14 protein-coding genes and 1 pseudogene are annotated in these 17223 nt (G+C 64.3%); 9 read left to right on the top strand and 6 right to left on the bottom strand.

Translation table 11 applies throughout. The annotated features are described in order from the left end of the window. The 3 genes and pseudogenes from ACIA76_RS03475 to ACIA76_RS03465 form a co-directional block, all read right to left on the bottom strand. Nucleotides 1-200 (bottom strand): annotated as a pseudogene (locus tag ACIA76_RS03475) (hypothetical protein); the annotation flags it as partial. 459 nt (nucleotides 201-659) lie between these two features. Continuing rightward, a complete protein-coding gene (locus tag ACIA76_RS03470; protein ID WP_397147901.1) occupies nucleotides 660-1286 on the bottom strand; it encodes an LGFP repeat-containing protein in 627 nt (208 codons plus the stop codon). Next, nucleotides 1274-2194 (bottom strand): alpha/beta hydrolase, encoded by a 921-nt coding sequence (locus ACIA76_RS03465; protein ID WP_397147899.1) that lies wholly within the window; start codon nucleotides 2192-2194, stop codon nucleotides 1274-1276. The genes ACIA76_RS03470 and ACIA76_RS03465 overlap by 13 nt, the downstream gene beginning before the upstream one ends. Before the next feature lie 404 nt (nucleotides 2195-2598). Between ACIA76_RS03465 and ACIA76_RS03460 the strand changes: the two genes are divergently transcribed. Together ACIA76_RS03460 and ACIA76_RS03455 are read left to right on the top strand one after the other, a co-directional pair. Continuing rightward, complete coding sequence (locus tag ACIA76_RS03460) at nucleotides 2599-3627, top strand: LLM class flavin-dependent oxidoreductase (protein ID WP_397147897.1); 1029 nt, start codon at nucleotides 2599-2601, stop codon at nucleotides 3625-3627. Nucleotides 3628-3835: 208 nt separating this feature from the next. Further along, nucleotides 3836-4723: a hypothetical protein gene (locus ACIA76_RS03455; protein WP_397147895.1), complete on the top strand. Its 888-nt coding sequence runs from the start codon at nucleotides 3836-3838 to the stop codon at nucleotides 4721-4723. A gap of 176 nt (nucleotides 4724-4899) precedes the next feature. Here ACIA76_RS03455 and ACIA76_RS03450 read toward each other — a convergent pair whose 3' ends face one another. Next, the gene (locus ACIA76_RS03450; protein ID WP_397147893.1) at nucleotides 4900-5580 is read right to left on the bottom strand and encodes a TetR/AcrR family transcriptional regulator; all 681 of its coding nucleotides are present in this window, start codon (nucleotides 5578-5580) and stop codon (nucleotides 4900-4902) included. A 141-nt stretch (nucleotides 5581-5721) separates the two neighbouring features. Between ACIA76_RS03450 and ACIA76_RS03445 the strand changes: the two genes are divergently transcribed. Then, the gene (locus tag ACIA76_RS03445) at nucleotides 5722-7743 is read left to right on the top strand and encodes a CocE/NonD family hydrolase (protein ID WP_397147891.1); all 2022 of its coding nucleotides are present in this window, start codon (nucleotides 5722-5724) and stop codon (nucleotides 7741-7743) included. 140 nt (nucleotides 7744-7883) lie between these two features. Continuing rightward, entirely contained in the window at nucleotides 7884-9560 is a 1677-nt protein-coding gene (locus ACIA76_RS03440; RefSeq protein WP_397147889.1) for a hypothetical protein, read from the top strand. A 162-nt stretch (nucleotides 9561-9722) separates the two neighbouring features. On the opposite strand, the gene ACIA76_RS03435 is transcribed toward ACIA76_RS03440, so the two are convergent. Beyond that, entirely contained in the window at nucleotides 9723-10481 is a 759-nt protein-coding gene (locus tag ACIA76_RS03435) for an acetoacetate decarboxylase family protein (RefSeq protein ID WP_397147887.1), read from the bottom strand. 422 nt (nucleotides 10482-10903) lie between these two features. Between ACIA76_RS03435 and ACIA76_RS03430 the strand changes: the two genes are divergently transcribed. Next, nucleotides 10904-11773 carry a 3-hydroxyacyl-CoA dehydrogenase gene (locus tag ACIA76_RS03430; protein WP_397147885.1) on the top strand — a complete coding sequence of 290 codons (870 nt, stop codon included), beginning with the start codon at nucleotides 10904-10906 and terminating at the stop codon, nucleotides 11771-11773. Between the two features lie 25 nt (nucleotides 11774-11798). On the opposite strand, the gene ACIA76_RS03425 is transcribed toward ACIA76_RS03430, so the two are convergent. Then, nucleotides 11799-12875 (bottom strand): lipase family protein, encoded by a 1077-nt coding sequence (locus ACIA76_RS03425; RefSeq protein WP_397147883.1) that lies wholly within the window; start codon nucleotides 12873-12875, stop codon nucleotides 11799-11801. A 470-nt stretch (nucleotides 12876-13345) separates the two neighbouring features. Between ACIA76_RS03425 and ACIA76_RS03420 the strand changes: the two genes are divergently transcribed. The 4 genes from ACIA76_RS03420 to ACIA76_RS03405 all read left to right on the top strand — a co-directional run bounded on the left by ACIA76_RS03420 (nucleotide 13346) and on the right by ACIA76_RS03405 (nucleotide 17218). After that, the gene (locus tag ACIA76_RS03420; RefSeq protein ID WP_397147881.1) at nucleotides 13346-13894 is read left to right on the top strand and encodes a hypothetical protein; all 549 of its coding nucleotides are present in this window, start codon (nucleotides 13346-13348) and stop codon (nucleotides 13892-13894) included. A gap of 507 nt (nucleotides 13895-14401) precedes the next feature. Continuing rightward, the gene (locus ACIA76_RS03415) at nucleotides 14402-14905 is read left to right on the top strand and encodes a hypothetical protein (protein ID WP_397147879.1); all 504 of its coding nucleotides are present in this window, start codon (nucleotides 14402-14404) and stop codon (nucleotides 14903-14905) included. Between the two features lie 206 nt (nucleotides 14906-15111). After that, entirely contained in the window at nucleotides 15112-16266 is a 1155-nt protein-coding gene (locus ACIA76_RS03410; protein ID WP_397147877.1) for a heparan-alpha-glucosaminide N-acetyltransferase domain-containing protein, read from the top strand. A 10-nt stretch (nucleotides 16267-16276) separates the two neighbouring features. After that, on the top strand, nucleotides 16277-17218 hold the full coding sequence (locus ACIA76_RS03405; protein WP_397147875.1) for a hypothetical protein: 942 nt from the start codon (nucleotides 16277-16279) through the stop codon (nucleotides 17216-17218). Nucleotides 17219-17223 lie beyond the last annotated feature (5 nt).

Genomic DNA, 17223 nt, shown 5'->3' with positions numbered 1-17223 from the left:
GCGACCACGTCCGGAGGCGGATTGTAGAAGGCCGGGTCGAGCTCCGGGGGCATCGGCGGGATGGGAAACGGCAGTGGTGGTTGCACCGGCACCGGAGCCGGATCGGCGACCGCGATCCCGGTCGCCGCCGACATCGCGCCGAGGGCGAATACGACAGACACGATCGCCACCCGGGCGATATATGAAAATAGCGAACGCATAGCTACTCCATCATCAGGTGGCCTTGACCACCTCACCTGGTCATCGTCGACCCGGTTCACCACAAAGTAGCGAGTGTTCAGTAATATTTCTAGTTGGTAACAAGAAGTTCTATCGTAAATTTTCGGCGCATCGCGTCAAAGGGCCCGTCAAGCCAGTACAACCGCTCAGCTGAGTGGTCTTGGGCGAACCTTCTGGGCCCCTCGTTCCCGTCCGGCGAGGTTGTTTCACCTCCCCTTGGACCGGGCCTGCCCTAGCCGGGCGGGCATCTCGAAAGTTCGAGGTCTACAAGGACAAGGCCGGAAAGCGCCGATTGCCGAAGTCGTCGATCAGACGATGGCAGGCGTCTGAGGACATCCATCGGTCGGTCACATCGCCCTACGGCACGATGAGCAACGGCCAGCGTCCGAACCTCCCAGCTGCTGCACCTCAATCGAGTGAGGGGAGTGCGTGCAGCTTGGCTACTTCGCAGTGATGGTTCCGCGCTGGAAGTTCTGGGCTACGCCGCCGGGGGAGGGGTACTGGTCGCCGATCGGGTAACCGTAAGAGCCGCTTTCGTATCCGGTTCTGCTCCAGATGTCGTAGACCGGTCCGGATACGGCGTGTGCACCCGATGGCTCGGACCAATAGATCACGCCGTGCTCGAACTTGCTCCAGCGACCGGGGGTGTCGCCGAAGTAGCCGATCAGCGGTATGGCGAAGCCTCCCGTGGACAGCTGGTAGACGTTGCTGGCCGGGTATCCGAGATAGCCACGCTCCCAGCCGAGTTCGCCCCATTTCGCCAGAATCGCCCCGTACACCACATGGGCGATGCCGTGGTCGACCGCAGGATCGGTGTAGAAGACGCCGCGTTCGAACGGCTGGAACTGTCCTCCATCGTCGGTCGGGCGCGCGTCGCTCAGCGGCAGGCCCCACGCCGCAGATCCGCCGGTTTCGCGGAATGCCTTCTCGATCGGGCCGGTCACGGTGGGCGTACCGGCGGGGTTCGCCAGTGCCGTGGTTCCCGGGACCGAAATGGTGAACAGCGCCGAGATCGCCACTGCCGCACCGAACTTCATCATCGCTCCCATGCGGCTCAGAGTTGCCATCGGTCCGCCTTCGTGTTGCGCTCGACATTCGAATAGTTGGGTTCCGTCGGCAGCTTCCAATCCGGTCCGATGAAGAACCGACCCGCGGTCGGATCGCGCATGCCGAGTGTCAGCAGCCAGGCGATCGCGAGGCTGTGCTCGGTATTCAGTGCGAGTAGCGGATTCTGAGTATCGGTGTGCGTCGCGGCTTTCCGGGTGGCCAGGTATGCGGGCGCTGCGGAAAGGCCTGGATACTGGTACCAATTCGGCCATGATCCCGCCGGAACCACCGTATCCCTGGCATTCTCGATGATCAGCGCGGGAATCGTGACGAAATTGGTGATCGCCAATGGCCCCGGTTCCAGCGCCAGCGCGCCGACCACCCGGAAGGCCGGGTCGAGCGCCTGGAATCGCGGTATGACGTTCGAGGCCAGCAGGGCGCTGCCGCCACCGGCCGAATGGCCGGCCAGCAGAATTCGACCGAAGTCGATCCGGCCGGCGAGCGGTGAGGCCGGATCCAGGTCACGCTGCCTCAATATGGCGAGCCCGATGAACTGCATTTCCGAGAACGTGTTGACGAAGTCGTACGACACCGCGACGACGAAACCGTAACTGGCCCACTGCGCCAGCATCGCATCGTAGTAGCCAGGGTCGGCATCGATTCCGGGTGTGAAGACGATCGCCGGCGCTTTGGCCAGCCGATCGATATCGGCGGGATAGTAGAGCTGTACACCGATCGGTGACGCGGACCCGAACGGAAAGGTCCCCTGGCAACGGGGCGGGGTGATCAGGTTCTCGGCAGTGAACGCGCTGGGGCACGCTACGGTCTCCGCGGTCTGCCGGATCTGATGCGGCCCCATCTCGCCATACAGGGTATCCAGATCCTGCGTATCGGGGTCGGCGGCCGCAATCGCCGCGATCGAATTCACGTACAGTACCGCGCAAATGGCAAGTAATACGCCGAGCCGGAATCGAACCTTTCGCGGTGAGGCCTCCGCCGAATAATGCCGATACTTCAAGTCAATCATGATCTTCTCGAGTGCTCTTACAGACCCGCCCCGGCCGAACGTGCAGTATTTCCTGATGGAAGTGTTGCACGGTCCAGACCTGCCCGCTGTCCAGCAAGTCGTGAGCCGCAGCACACCTCTGCCCTCGAGGGGAACACACTCACCTGCCGGTCCTGGGCCGATTCCGCCGGACTGACGACTACGAGGACATCAACGGCGACTCGATCAACTCCGGAGGCCCACGCGGCCGGGAATGGCTGCGGGCGCCGGCGCGCTGTCATGGACGACATCGTTTACTCGTACCGATACCGAAAGGCGGCGTTGGCATGTCCCTCGCGCTCTCTGTTCTCGACCTGGCGACCGTTGCCCCCGGCCAGACCGCACGGGACAGCTTCGCCAACAGCGTGGAGCTGGCGCGGGCTGCCGAGCGCACCGGTTATCGCCGAGTCTGGTATGCCGAGCACCACAACATGGAGTCGATCGCGTCCAGTGCTACCAGCGTGCTGATCGGGCATGTGGCAGAGCACACCGCGAGCATCCGGCTGGGCGCCGGTGGCATCATGCTGCCCAACCATTCGCCGTTGGTGATCGCCGAGCAGTTCGGAACGTTGGAAACGCTGTTTCCGGGCCGGATCGACCTCGGTGTGGGCCGCGCACCCGGCAGTGACCAGAAAACCATGTACGCGCTGCGGCGTGACAACGCTTCCGCCGATCGATTCCCGCAGGATGTGGTGGAGCTGCAGGGGTATCTGACCGGGAATTCGAAGGTGGCCGGGGTGAGTGCGGTGCCGCGTGCGGAAGGCGTTGTGCCGCTGTATGTTCTCGGTTCGTCACTGTTCGGCGCGCAGTTGGCCGCCCAGCTCGGCCTGCCGTACGCGTTCGCCTCCCACTTCGCGCCCGACGCGTTGCACGAGGCGGTCGCGGTCTACCGCGAGAGGTTCCGGCCGTCGGAACAACTGGCCGAGCCGTATGTCATGGCCGCCGTCAACGTCTTCGCCGCGGCCGATCGCGACGCGGCACATGCGCAGCGTGCCACCGCCTACCGCGAGCGCACCCGCCGCATGATCCAGCGCGGGCCCACCCGGGCCGAGTTCACCGACGCCGAGATCGACGCCTTCCTCGCCTCCCCGCAGGGCCATCAGCTGGCCTCGATGACCAAGTACACCGCGGTCGGCACCCCCGCCGAAATCCGGACCTACCTAACCGATTTCGCTGATTCGATCGGCGCCGACGAACTGATCACCGCCCACCACGCCACCGCCATCGCCGACCGCCTCGCCTCGCTGGAACTGACCGCCACCGCCCTCGACCTCGCCTCGGAACCGATTGCCGGACAACCGATCCCCATGTGCTGAACGGCCGAATGCGGGGCTGTGCAACGGATCTCCAGTCCGCGTCGTCACCAACCGGGTGCCCAAGCTCGACCTCGAGCACACTCGAGTAGCGAGAGCCGCTGCATGGACCGGGATCTCGTACCCGACTCCAGGAAACATGCTGCCCCGCCGTGCATCTTGACATACCTCTACTAAATGTCTTGGTGGAGAACAGTCTTCGACGCGGAAGGTGACTGTAGTTCGCGATGATTTCATGTGGAATCGTTTATCCGACAAGTCTGAAACGCTAGTCTTCAACTTGCCAATCGGCGACGGCGTGGTCTCGCCGGACGGCCCATCAGCGTCATCACCGGGCCGGCCGGGCTGCGTCATTTTCAGTCAAGCGATGGAGAAGGTCATGAAATCGGCTGTTTCCCTGCTCGCCCGAATCGCTGTCATAGCGCCGCTCGCGCTGGCGGGTACCTGCTCGCTGGTATCGCCTGCCACCGCTGATCCGGAAGACATGACCTCCCGGTCGCTCGCAGCCCCCGCCGGTGCCGTTCCGGCGGGGGCCACCACCGTCACCTTTCAATGCCAGGGAACCCCGCCGATCGGCGGCCCCAAGCATCTGACGATGACGGTGGCTCTCGTCGGACGCGCCCCCGCTTCCGCGAATCCCCGTGATGCCGTGGCGATTACGCTGACACCGTCATCGCAGACGGTCCCCAGCCGCGCCGGCGGCTATCGCGTCAACAACCTCCACGATCTGACGCTGCTGACGCCGTTCCCGACCAACTCCACCTACGTGTCCTCGTCGCTGTCGGGAGGCACCGTGAACGCCACTCTCGACGACTCCGACGGGCGGCTCGCGATCAACGTGTCCGACACGATCCCCGGCGGTTCCACCTTCACCCTGCCCGCGATCACAACCAATGTGACAGCAGGCACTTCGGGCACGATCACCTCGACGCTGGCCGGGACCAGCTACGACGACCCGGGTCTGACACTGACCGCCAACGTCGAATCCCCGATCGGGCCGCTCGACATTCCGATCTCCTGCTACCCGGCCCCAGTGCCGACCTTCACGACCACGACCATCAAGGGCGCCAGGTCCGAGGTGGCGACTCGCGTTCGATGATGAGCCTTCGCGCCGATTGATCTCAGGCCGATCCACGAGGCCGCCTTCATCGCTCGATGATGAAGGCGGCCTTCGCTTGTCGCCGACACGCGTGGTCGAATGCGGTGTGATGCCTACCGGACGTTGCGGACTCGCGCTGATCCATCCGCAGGTTGTGGCCGAGGGGGTGAGTTCGGTTACGGCCCTGCGGGATTCGACGCAGGCGGTGTGTATTCGGGTCTGCCGAGCAACGCGAGGCTGGCTCGATACAGTGTCGGGGTCAGCTCGGGTAACGCTGCGGCACTGCGGGTTTGCAGACAGTGGCGGATGCGGTCGTCGATGCCGCCGATGAGGACGTCGATGAGTTCACTCGGCGGCGGTTCGGCGATATCGCCGCACTCGACAGCCAGGTGGCAGACGGCCCGCATGCGATGGGCGAAGACGGTGTGCATTCGGGCGCGTTGAGCCAGCAGCGCCGGTCCGGCGGCGAGGGTCTGTACTTGCAGCGCGTAGGCGATCAACGGCTCGGAGGCGAGCGCCTCGAGATAGGCGGCCAGGGTGGTGCGCACCAGATCCCACCAGTCGAGGCGACCGGCGGCCGCGATCGCGGTGTTCATCCGCTCTTCCACCGCCGCGACCGCCATATCGAACCCGGCGGCGAAACATTCGTCCTTGCTGCGGAACGCGGCATAGAAGGCGCGACGAGATACCTTGGCGCGCTTGACGATATCGGCGACCGTCGTCTGCTGGTAGCCGAGTTCGGCGACCACCACGATCGAGGCATAGATCAGCCGACCACGTTGGGAGGAGAGGACCTCCTCGCGGGTGAGCCGGTGCGGCCCGCGGGGCAATCGCTCGACGAGGGCTGCATTGCGCACCGAGTGAGCGTAGCCGCAGGTGGGTGTATCTCCGGTCATGCTTGCCCCAGCAAAGTGAGGAACGCTACAGTCACCCCACTGAAGTGGGGTACGTTACGGGTTCCCTTCTTGTGGTTCAACGAAGAGCTAGGGCGGTACCTGATGAGTGGTGTAGCGCGCGCAGGGCTACGGACCGTAGCCGCTGTGGTGGCGATGACGGTCGCAGGTGCGATAGCCGCGCCGGTGGCGACGGCGGAGCAGGATGTCGCTCGGTACACCGCGACCTACAACGAGGCGCCGCGCTATCCAGGAGTCCACATCGATTGGGATGTGCCGATCACCATGAGCGACGGCGCGGTCCTGAAGTCGAATGTGTATCGGCCGATGGACGCGGCGGGCACTATCGTCGATACTCCGCTGCCCACCATCGTGACGCTGACCCCGTATACGAAATTGGCTTCCATGCTTGCGGATTCGGCCCAGTCGATTCCGGTGCTCTCCGATGCGATGGTCGATTTGGCGCGCCGATTCGACATTCTCAACGGCACCCTGGTCTCCGGGATAGGTGACCTGGTGCAGACCCTGTCCGGGGGGATGCTGCGCAGCTTCACCGCCGATCGCAAACTGGTGCAGAGTGGATACACCCAGGTGGTCGTCGATGTGCGCGGTACCGGGTTCTCCGAGGGTGTCTGGCAGATCTTCGGTGACCGGGAAACGCGGGACACCGGCGAGGTCATCGACTGGGCGAGCACCCAGCCGTGGTCCGATGGCAATATCGGCATGACCGGCGTCTCGTACTCGGGTATCAACCAGCTACGGATCGCCGAGAATCATCCGGCCGCGTTGAAAGCTATCTTCCCGGTCGAGCCGGGCAGCGACCTGGCCAGGGATACCCTCGCCCCCGGCGGCGGCATCGCCATCGGCTTCATTCCGATCTGGCTGCTGGCGGTCAACGTGACCAAGTGGGTGCCCGACCTATCATCAATCGCGCGCGGCAACTTCGACTGGAAATGGCTCGCCGACCGGGTAGCCAGCCCGATCACCTTTATCGACCTCGCGCTGGAAGCGCTCTTCACACCGTCGGTCAACGCGATCCCGCCGAATCTGGCCGCCATGCTCGAGCCCAACAGCACCGTCCGGCAGTCCTGGATCGGACATCCCGACCGGATCGATATCCCGACCTTCGTGGTCGGCGGCTGGCACGACATCTTCACCAACTCCGAACCCAAGATCTACAACGCCATTCCGGTATCGCCCGGCAAGAAGCAGCTGATGATGGGCGATTGGTACCACATCACCCCCGGCTCGGGCCTCGGCGATCCGGATTCACCGCCCGACCTCGGCGCGCTGCAGCGGGCCTGGTTCGACAAGTGGCTCAGGGGAGTCGATAACGGCATCGACGGATTCGGACCGGTGCACCTGTACCAACAGGGCGGAAGTTGGTCCAGCACAGGCCAATTCCCCCGAGCGGGCGTCGACTACCGCCGGATGTATCTCTCGGCCGAGCGTAGTGGCAGCGCTGATTCCGTCTACGACGGCACGTTGACCGCCGCCGAGCCGACCGGCACGGACACGTTGACCGTCGCTCCGGGCTTGGCGACCGTGTGCTCCAGGGATTCCGCGCAAGGAACCGCGGGCCTCACCTCGATCATCGACGGCTGTGCCAAGGACTCCAGGGTCGCCGAACGCAACGCATTGACCTTCAGTACCACCCCGGTCGACGCCGCGACCACGATCTCGGGCCCGGTCGACGTGCACCTCGACACCGTGCTGGATGCGACCGACGGCTACTGGTCGGCCACCCTCAATGACGTTGCCCCCGACGGCAATTCGACCGTATTGACCTCGGGACAGCTCACCGCGTCGCTGCGCGCCGTAGACGAGTCGAAGAGCACACGATCGGCCAACGGCGACTACACCGACCCGTACAACATCCTCACCCTGGAGACCCGCCAGCCGATCGTGCCCGGCGCGCCGACCACCCTCGACGTCGGACTCACCGCGACCGACGCCGTACTGCAGCCGGGGCACCGACTCCGGGTCGACATCTTCGCCGCGAATTTCCCCAAGGCAATGATGGTTCCGGCGCTGCTCATCGAATCCCAGCTCAAACCACAGCATCTCGTCCTCGACCCGAACTCGCCCAGCTTCGTGAACGTGCCGTTGAGTAGGGCGATCGCCTGATGTTGCTGGGCGGTACTCGAATCGTGATCTCGTGTGTGCGAGTCGGTGATGGGTCTCGGTAAGATGACAATCTTGGTGGATAGCCGACGGATTGCTATTCGGTAGTTGATTTGGTGACCGGGGTCGCTCATCATCGGCGAATGTCAATCTCCTCGAGAGCCTGTGCCGGGGTGGTAGCCACCCTGATTGTTGTCACCGTGTCGGGCTGCGGCGGTGACACCGACACCGAGCCTTCGAAGTCGAATTCGGCCCTCGGGAATTCCGCGCTAGGCGATGCGGCGGGCGGGGCATCGCCCGACTACACCCCGACCGGCCCGTTACTGGCCGATTCGGGCTACCGGCCGAGCGCCAACGGATTCAGTTTCGAGAATTACACGAACGACAAGAACCCGACGAACCTCACGCCACAGTCGATGCGCGCGATGTTCGGTGACAGCGTGTGTGAGAACACCGCGAACGGCGGCTGCACTCTGATTCCGCAGTCCGAGGCGTGGATGCAGAAGACGAACGAGGAGATGGGCAACGGGCACTGCTATGGCATGTCGTCGGCGAGTCTGCTGATGTACATGCGCAAGCTGGACTCGGCGGGCTTCGGCGGCGATGCCGGCCACGCCCTGAGCTTCGATGGCAACTCGCCACTGCAGGAGATGCTCGCGCAGCAGTGGGCCGCGCAAACCTTTTCGGAGGTGCACGATCGCGTTGTCGCGGGGGCTCCCAGTCAGGTCCTCGACACACTGATCGCGTCGCTCAAACCCGATGCGCCGGAGACGTACACGATCAGCTTCTGGAAGCCCGATATGACCGGCGGGCATGCCATCTCGCCCTACGCCGTAGAGGACAAGGGAGAGGGGAAGGTGTCGATCCTGGTGTACGACAACAACTTCCCGGGCGTCACCCGCCACATGGATGTCGACCGCACCGCGAATACCTGGCAGTACGAGGCGGCAACCAATCCGAGCGAGTCGAGCGAGCTGTACCAGGGCGATGCCCAAACCGAGACGTTCAAGCTCTTTCCATCCACACCGGCGCTCGGGCTGCACAAATTCCCCTACGAAGGTCATGCCTCGGCGAACGCGTCGGCGACTGCCGCGGCGGGACCCCCGCCGCTCACTGTCTATCTCGAGGGAGATGCGATCCATCACGGGCATCTGCTGATCACCGACGATCAGGGCCGACGCCTCGGCTTCGCGAATGGCAAGCGCATCAATGAAATTCCGGGCACACGGACCGTGGATCTGGTGGCCGGCCGAAACAGCAGCCCCGAACCGGACTACCAGCTGCCCTCGGACGCTCACTACACCATCACCGTCGACGGAACCGGACTGCCCAAATCCGACAGGACACACGTGGGGATCATCGGTGACGCATTCGCGGTGGATGTCAGCGATATTGATCTCGCCCCCGGGGCGCGCTCGACCATCGATATGAGCCCGGTCGGCGATCGCGTGACCTACACCTCGACCGATGCGCAGTCGCCCGCGGTCGAGATCGGTGAAAACTACGAACATGCCGACTACATCTTCACGGCCCGCAACGTGGCGGTGGGTCCGGGCGGCACGGCGACGATCACGCGGCCATCGAACCGCGACTTGTTCACTGTCGATTCCGCGAAGTCCGGCAAGGCCGGATCGGTGGGCGTGGAAATGCGGCGCATCGACGACGTCGGCACCCGCACGTTCAAGCACGACGGAGTATCGGTGGCAGCGGGTGGCAGTGCGGAGTTCGATTTCGACGATTGGGACGGCGGCGGCAAGTCTATGGGGCTGACCGTGTCCGAGAACGGAAAGAGGACGACCACCAAGCTGCCGACCGACTGAGCGTCGGACCCGCCGGGCCCGTCAGCTACGGTTGAGTAGGTGCGGATTTCCCGTCCGCCGCACGATACTTCGCTGCTCTCTCCACTCGCTGACGGTAGGCGTGCAACGCCCGCGGGCAAAGCCTGCGGTGCCGTTGTCGAATCACGCTGTGGGACTACGCCACTACAGTGGGTAGGCCTCCGTGGTCGAGGCCAGGCGCATTGCTCCATCGCGGAGCAGGACGGCGCCCAGGCTCTCCACGACCGGAGCGCGGTGTAGCGGACTGAAGTCCGAAAGGCCGGTGAGTTTCACAGAGCCTGTGCCCGCCCACCGTTCTCCGGCCGTCGTCTCGACGCTCGCGGGCACGACTGCGAAACTCACCGGGGGCTGTCCCGGCAGCTTGGATATGGTGGGCTTCACATTCAGCCTGACCGTCGGCTCCGGTAAGCCCTCGATGCGGTCACTCGCCTGGAACTGCCCGGTTGCCAGGAGTAAACCGGTGGGGCGTTCCATACTCGCCGTGATCAGTCCGTCGTAACCGACTCGCTTCGGGTCGAAGTTGATGTCGGCGAATAGCTTGGGGTAGCCCATGATTTCTCGCCCGCGGACCAGGGCGAGGTCGCTCGTGACGAAGACATGTAGGGCGTAGCTGAGCTCGCGACCCTGGAAGCGGCATCCTACCGCGTGGACGACCTCCCGATAGGCCCCGGCGGTGCTGAAGCCGTAGGAGAGGAAAGAAAGGGTGGCCACCGGGTTCTCATCCAACTCCAGCACTGAGGGAACGATCTCTGCCACAGTCTGCGCGTCGGTCCGATAGCTGAAGGTCAGGCTGTCCACGTCACGGTATTCGATAGGCGACGATTTCGATCGGGTGACGGGCGTGTGCACGGGCATGGTCGGAGCGAATCGGTCCTTGGTGAGCTTTCCGTAGATAGTCGCCATGACATCGCTCCTTTTCGTCGTTCGACTCGAGGGAACCGGGCGAGAGGTTGCAGGCGATGCCTGCATCGGCAGTGGCGACGGCCGGACACAGGCACTGCAATCGGGGACGATACCATCGCCGACACCGGAGCACGGTCACGTCAGGCTCCGGTGTCACGTCCGGGTGGAAAAGGCCCCAGCGGATGATTCCACACACTGAGGACATTCGAAGTCGGACTTCCAGAAACTCCTGGACACCAACCGAAACGCGAAGTACAGCACTATCCATATGCGAAACTGGGCCTGATCTGCGTCAGCACGCCGACAACCCTGTCGATTGCGTAAGCAGGATCCGGTGCCGACTTCTTGGTATCGCTCGGCGGAAGGACGCCAGCGCAAGAACCTCACAGGGCGGACTTCGCCCGTGAAGAAAAGGGAGAGCAATGGCAATCGATATCCGCAAGGTGACGGTCATGGGGGCCGGGATACTCGGTTCGCAGATCGCGTTCCAGGTCGCGTACAGCGGGTTCGAGGTCACCGCGTACGACATCAGCGATGCCGCCCTCGCGGGCGCCCACCATCGCTTCGCCGAACTGGTGGCGACCTACCGCGACGATGTCCCCGGGGCGGCCGGCGGCAAGGCGGAACAGACCGCCGCTGGAATCGTGCTGAGTGCCGATCTCGCCGTGGCGGTGAAGGACGCCGACCTGGTCATCGAGGCGGTGCCGGAGGTCCTCAGTATCAAGCAGGACACCTATCGGCGACTGAACGAGGTTGCACCCGAGAGGACGATATTCGCCACGAACTCGTCTACCTTGCTGCCCAGCGATATGAAGGACTTCACCGGACGCCAGGACAAGTTCCTCGCGTTGCACTTCTCGAACGAGATCTGGAAGCGGAACATCGCGGAAGTCATGGGAACGTCCGACACCGATCCCGACGTGTTCCGGGCGGTGGTCGATTTCGCCGGTGCGATCGGAATGGTGCCGATCGAGCTGCACAAGGAAAAGGCGGGCTACGTGCTCAACTCGATGCTCGTGCCCTTCCTCCACTCCGCGATAGCGCTCAGTGCAGGCGGATACGCCGACCCGGAGACGGTCGACAAGACCTGGCGGATCGGCATGGGCGTCCCGCTCGGCCCATTCGAAACACTCGACATCATCGGCCTCAATACCCCCTACAACGGCCTCGCCAACGGCGGCGAGCGCGAGCAGAAGCTGGCGGCCTGGCTGAAGGACAACTACATCGACAAGGGCAAGCTCGGCGCCGAGAGCGGTGAGGGTTTCTACCGGTATTCCGGCGATTCGGTCTAGTGTCATGCCGCGATGGACGGCGGCGTCACCGTTCGCCGGGTGTCGCGGCACATGTTCCGGTCGCAGGCGCACCCCGCAATCGTTGATCCAGCCAATCCATGGTCGCGCCATAGGAACTGACATAGGCCGCCAGATGGTCACCACCGACGATATTCTTCGTCGCCGTCACCCCCAGAGCGCATTGCTCGCGCCACAGTTGCTCGGCCTCCGGTGCGGGAATCCAGGGATCGCTGATGCCGTGGTAGATGAACAGCGGCACTCCCGATTTCCGGCCGTTCATGCTCAGATGCTGGAAGATTGCCTCGGCCGATTCGCTGTCGAGCGGCTTGTCGATCGTGGCCATCGTGTCGGACGGGATGGACATTACCCCGAGCACACCGAAACTGCCGCTGCAGTTTTCCTTGAGGGGGGACGTCGCCGCCCATTGCCCCGCATGGTTCGTGAGACCGAGGATTTCGGGGTGCTCTCGGCCGAGCGCGAGCACGGTGGTGAGCAGGAACGCGGAGATGTAGGAACCATCGAAGGCGTGGGCGAATCGGCGGTAGTCGGTGACCAATCCACCGAAGCTCGCGCCGGCGAAATACGGGAGCAGTTCCGGGGCGTATTCCTCAACCAGCATGGCCGCGGCGTGGGAAGCGATAGCGCCGCCGGAGTATCCGGTCGAGGCGAAACGGCTCTCGCCGAACTGATCCGGGGCGAAATTGCGGACCGCGCGGATGGAATCGAGCAGGTTATGTCCAGCGACTGTCGGCTCCGAGTAGGCCATCAGAGGTCCCTCGTGGTCGGGGATGACCAACGCGTAGCCGTGCTCGATCGCCCAGGCGGTCGGCGACGGTGTGAAATCGTTGCCGGTAGGGACTTCCATGCCGTGGGAGAGCACGTAACCGGGGGTGCAGCGCTTGTTGAGCGCGTTGGTGGCCGGTGCGTTCACCAGGACGGGCTGGCTGCCGGGGCCGGTCCACGCCGTGGGGGGAAGGACCAGCGTCGCGGTGCCGATGGAGGGTTCGCCGGCGGAGTTGGTGGTGCGGAATTTCAGGAGAGTGGCGCGTGCGATGGGGGTGAGGTTCAGGAGGAGCATCGTCGGCGTGGCCGCCGCCGTCACATCCCGCCATTCCAGAATGTCGCCGGGCGCATAGCGGGCGAGATCCGCCGGCCAGGTGTCGAACAATGGGTCACCGGTCGGCGCGGACTGCACGGAATTCCACAGCGCTATCAAGTCCTGTGGCAGATCACTCGGGGCCGCGAGGGGCCGCGACGCTTGCGGTAGCATTTTCGTCGGCGCGGGAATATGGGTATCGATCCACTGCTGCAGTGGATTCGGACTCTCCTGTACACCAACGGCCGGGGCAACCGCCGCCGAAGAATCCGGCGGATCCACCTCCGCCCGGGCAGGTACCTCCTCCATTGTGATCGAAAGACCCAGAACCATCATGGCCGCAGTCAGCAGATGCTTCACGATGCATCAAGCTACGACATGAAGCCACGCAAACGCGGGATTTACGAGCCCGCCCGGGTGAGTGGCGTCGCGGCGCGAATGCGGACCTCCTCATGTGGCACGGCGCAGGTGTTTCTGTGGTGCTGCTGGCACCCGAGGCTCGGCGTCTGGTTGATATCCTTGTGCTCGATCGGCCCGTCGGATCGTCCATCACCCCGTACCCGTTCCGCACCGTCGTGTCCCGTCGTGTCGCCGCGGCCGCGCAACTCGCACTGTGTCTCTGGTTGTTGATTTCGCCGCCACTGTACGGCATCTGGTCGGTATCGGAATTCACCAAGGATCAGCGGTCGGTGCCGCCGTTGCTCACCGACGAAACCCGCTGGCAGCGCATCGTTTTCGACCAGCCCGGTGTGATGCAGTACCAGCGGATGGACGGCACACTCGTACCTGCGCAACTGCACATCGATACCCAGGCTCACCGTCTGGAGTTGCAAACCGAACTCGGGCAGGAGCAATCGAAGCCGTTGGGCGCCTTCACCTTCCAACAATCTGCTCCCGATCTACTGAGTCTGGACGGTGAGCTCGAGGGCCATCCGGTCACCGTCACGCTCGAACGCTTCGACGAGAACCGTTTCCCGCAGCGCAGCCGCGGATTCCGCTGGATCCAGGACCATGCCGACTTCTGATTCTCCTCACCCGAAGCCGGCGCTACATGGACGCGGTGACCCGCAACGAATATCGGGGCTTCATCCGAAAGGCTCCTTCGTGGGCTTGTCACGGGATGGCTTGTACGCCCCGATGAACATCTGCACCCGATCGAGCGCGCGCAAATAGGGGAGGTTCGGCCGATGGTTTGCCGATTTCGGAATATCGGCTGAAATGGACGGTAAAGGTTCAGTGTAACCCGAGATTCGGGCGTGCAAGAATAGCTGTTGAGTAACGAGTTTGCGTACTATTCGCAGCGGACAACCCCGGACAATCTCCCATCCTGTGCTTCCGCACGCATCCAGGTGGATGGAGGATGACAGTCGGAAGTACCGGGTCGGCGTGGATCCGGCGTGAGTATGCCTTTTGATTCAGACAATCCAATCGGAAACTGTTGGCACGACTCGTTGTTCGTATCCGCGGCCCGATCCGGAGTGGGTTTTTCGATACGGCGGTGAGTCGTGCCCCTTCGATCGAAAGGTGTCACGATGGGAATGAAGAAGTGCGCTGTCGGTGCTCTACTGGTGGCCGCTGCGATTGAAATCGCGGCGGCCACCGCGCATGGATCGCCCGCCGCGGTCGGGTCGAGTATCAGCGGATCCGACCACGGCATCGCCTATACCGCGGCTTGGTCGCCGGACTACCTCACTGCGGCAAAGACTTTGGACTCCGGTCGGTTCGTTGTCACACCCGACGCCGGTGCCGTCGACGCGGCCGACGGCACCGTCCTCGGCGAGGTGCCGATGAGCGCCGAGGTGGATCCGATCGGTTCCACACTGGCCGTGGAACGACCTGTCGGACTCTCGGCCGGACAATCCGCTCCCGTCGCGCTCGAGGATGTCGCCGCCGGAGGTCTCGTCATCGGTGTGATGTTCGGTTGCGTGATCGGCGGGTCGATCGGCCTGCTGTTCCTCCTGGTCGGCGCGGTCCCCGGATGTATCGCCGGTGGGATCATCGGCGGTGTCGTCGGTACCGTCGTTCCCTTCCCATAGTCATTCCTCGCGAGGTGCCCGGCATGGCGCAATCCGCCGGGCACCGGTCGGCCTCGAATCCTGGAGGGCGTCTGCCATGTCCGCGATATCGGGGCCGTAGGGGTGGGCGATGCGGCACTGCTGGTGAGCATCTTGCTCCGCGAAATCCCTTAGATCCCACCGCATTTCGGGTCGCCGACGCCCTGGTGATCGGACAGGATCAGGCTATGGCAACACGAAGACTCGATCCGAGCCGGATCGCAGCGGTCGACACCGCCCGCGGGCTCGCCATGGTGGGCATGATCGCCGCGCATTCCCTCGACCCCCACGAACTGTCCTGGACCGATCCCGCGAGCTGGGAGGAGATCGCGTCCGGGCGTTCGGCGATTCTGTTCGCCGTGCTCGGCGGGATTTCGCTGGCATTGACGACCGGCCGCACTCGGCCGCCGACCGGTTCGGATCTGCTGGCGGCCCGGCTGCGGGTCGTGGTGCGCGCCTGTCTGCTCTTCGTGATCGGCGGGATCCTCACCGTCATCGTCGGCAGGCGCTCGCTGGCGGTGATCCTGGAGTTCTACGCGGTGATGTTCGTATTCGCGGTGCCGTTCCTGACCTGGCGGCCCCGGCGACTGCTGACCGCCATCGCCGTGTGGGCAGTCATCGCGCCGATTCTGCTCTGGTGGTTACCCGCGGTACTGCCCGGGCACAAGCCGCCACTCAGTGGAATCATCGACCTGGCAGCCACCGGTTCCTATCCGGCGCTGCTCTGGATCGTGTTCATCCTCATCGGCCTGGCTATCGGGCGTAGCGACGTCACCGCACCGCAGACGCGAAAACGATTGCTGGGCTGGGGGATTGCCTCCGCTGTCATCGGCTACGCGGCGGCCTGGTCGGCCACCCGGTTGTTCATCGCGCCGACCGACGACACCACACACGGCGTAGTCTCCCTGCTCACCGCGGAGCCGCATTCGGGTACTCTCTTCGAAATCGCCGGTTCCGCTGGCGTGGTCGCCGCGATCCTCGGTCTGCTACTGAGTCTTCCGTCGGGAGTGCTCCGAATTCTGGCCCCGCTCACCGCGATCGGCTATCTACCGTTGACGGTGTACACCGGACACGTCCTGTCGATGGTGATCTTCATGAAGCCCGAGACCAATGGCACCCACTTCTTCCTGATCTCGGTCGCCGTCATCGCCGTCGCCGCACTACTGTGGACCCGCTTCCTCGGCCGCGGCCCGCTCGAACGCATGATCACCTGGGTAGCCCGGGCCGCGGTCCGCACCCGGGAACTCCCTCTCGCGGCTACCCCCGGCCCGGCACCGCGGAACGCTGGGCTCAGGGAAGAATCAGGGAAAGGCCCGATGGTCGCGGTCCCGATCGATCAATAGGTTCGGTGTGGTGAATCGTCGTGTCCTGCTGCTCATTACGGCCGGTGGTGCGGCCCTGCTGGTGCCCTGGATCGTATTCCTCGCGGTCCACCTGCCGGAGGGTTACACCACGAACGAGTGGCGTCTGGCGTGGGTCGGCTTCGATGTATTGCTGTTCGCCGGACTGGGCTCCAGCGCCTGGCTGGGTTTCCGGCGTCGGCGCGCCGCGGTGCCGGTGTTGATCGCCACCGCGGCACTGCTCTGCTGCGACGCCTGGTTCGATGTCGTGCTCGACTGGTCGGGCGATAATCGGTGGGGCAGTGTGCTGATGGCTGCCGGTGTCGAGATTCCGCTCGGGCTGTTGCTCGCGCTGCGCGCCCGCCAGTTGCTCGCCCCGAATCAGCCACCACGGTTCGTCACCCCGCAGGAGATCCACGACATCTTCACCGATCCCATTCGGCAGCAGATCATGCATACGCTCACCTCGGTGCCGGTCACCATCGAGGCTCTCGCGGCCATGCTGCCTGCGGATCCGGTCGATGTCGCCGCCGGACTGCATACCTTGGAGGTCGCGGGATTCGTCCACCGCGACGGTGACCGGTGGCGCAAGCGTCCGCTCGACCTGCGCTGGCCGGAGCCGGACCGGATGAGCGCGCAGGACTGGGCGAACTTCGGGGCGTGGCAGGAACGGAGGCTGGCGGGTGACCTGGAACTGCTCGCCACCGCCGCTCGGCATCCCGAGCGCTACGGCCCGTGGGTGAGGGGGTCTCGCGGCGGACTGCGGCTCACACAGGAGGAACTCGGGCAGTTCTTCGACGAGTACCTCGAACTGTCCAACCGTTACGGCGCGCTGCGCGACCTGGCGGCCGCGGACGGGCCCGGCCGCTTCCGCGGACGGGCCCGGTCGCAAGGGGAACTACGGACGATCACGGTGCGGCTCTACACATTCCCGCAGTCCTTCGGTGAATCGTGAGACTA

The organism is Nocardia sp. NPDC051570 (assembly GCF_044454005.1).
In the GTDB taxonomy this organism is placed as follows: domain Bacteria; phylum Actinomycetota; class Actinomycetes; order Mycobacteriales; family Mycobacteriaceae; genus Nocardia.
Note: the sequence above shows the minus strand (reverse complement) of the source record. Positions and strands in the feature narration are given on the sequence as shown.

Coding starts and splice junctions, on each gene's coding strand:
- ACIA76_RS03435 (WP_397147887.1), bottom strand. CDS start 10,481: ATGGCGACTATCTACGGAAAGCTCACCAAGGACCGATTCGCTCCGACC.
- ACIA76_RS03460 (WP_397147897.1), top strand. CDS start 2,599: ATGTCCCTCGCGCTCTCTGTTCTCGACCTGGCGACCGTTGCCCCCGGC.
- ACIA76_RS03430 (WP_397147885.1), top strand. CDS start 10,904: ATGGCAATCGATATCCGCAAGGTGACGGTCATGGGGGCCGGGATACTC.
- ACIA76_RS03445 (WP_397147891.1), top strand. CDS start 5,722: ATGAGTGGTGTAGCGCGCGCAGGGCTACGGACCGTAGCCGCTGTGGTG.
- ACIA76_RS03470 (WP_397147901.1), bottom strand. CDS start 1,286: ATGGCAACTCTGAGCCGCATGGGAGCGATGATGAAGTTCGGTGCGGCA.
- ACIA76_RS03410 (WP_397147877.1), top strand. CDS start 15,112: ATGGCAACACGAAGACTCGATCCGAGCCGGATCGCAGCGGTCGACACC.
- ACIA76_RS03415 (WP_397147879.1), top strand. CDS start 14,402: ATGGGAATGAAGAAGTGCGCTGTCGGTGCTCTACTGGTGGCCGCTGCG.
- ACIA76_RS03440 (WP_397147889.1), top strand. CDS start 7,884: ATGTCAATCTCCTCGAGAGCCTGTGCCGGGGTGGTAGCCACCCTGATT.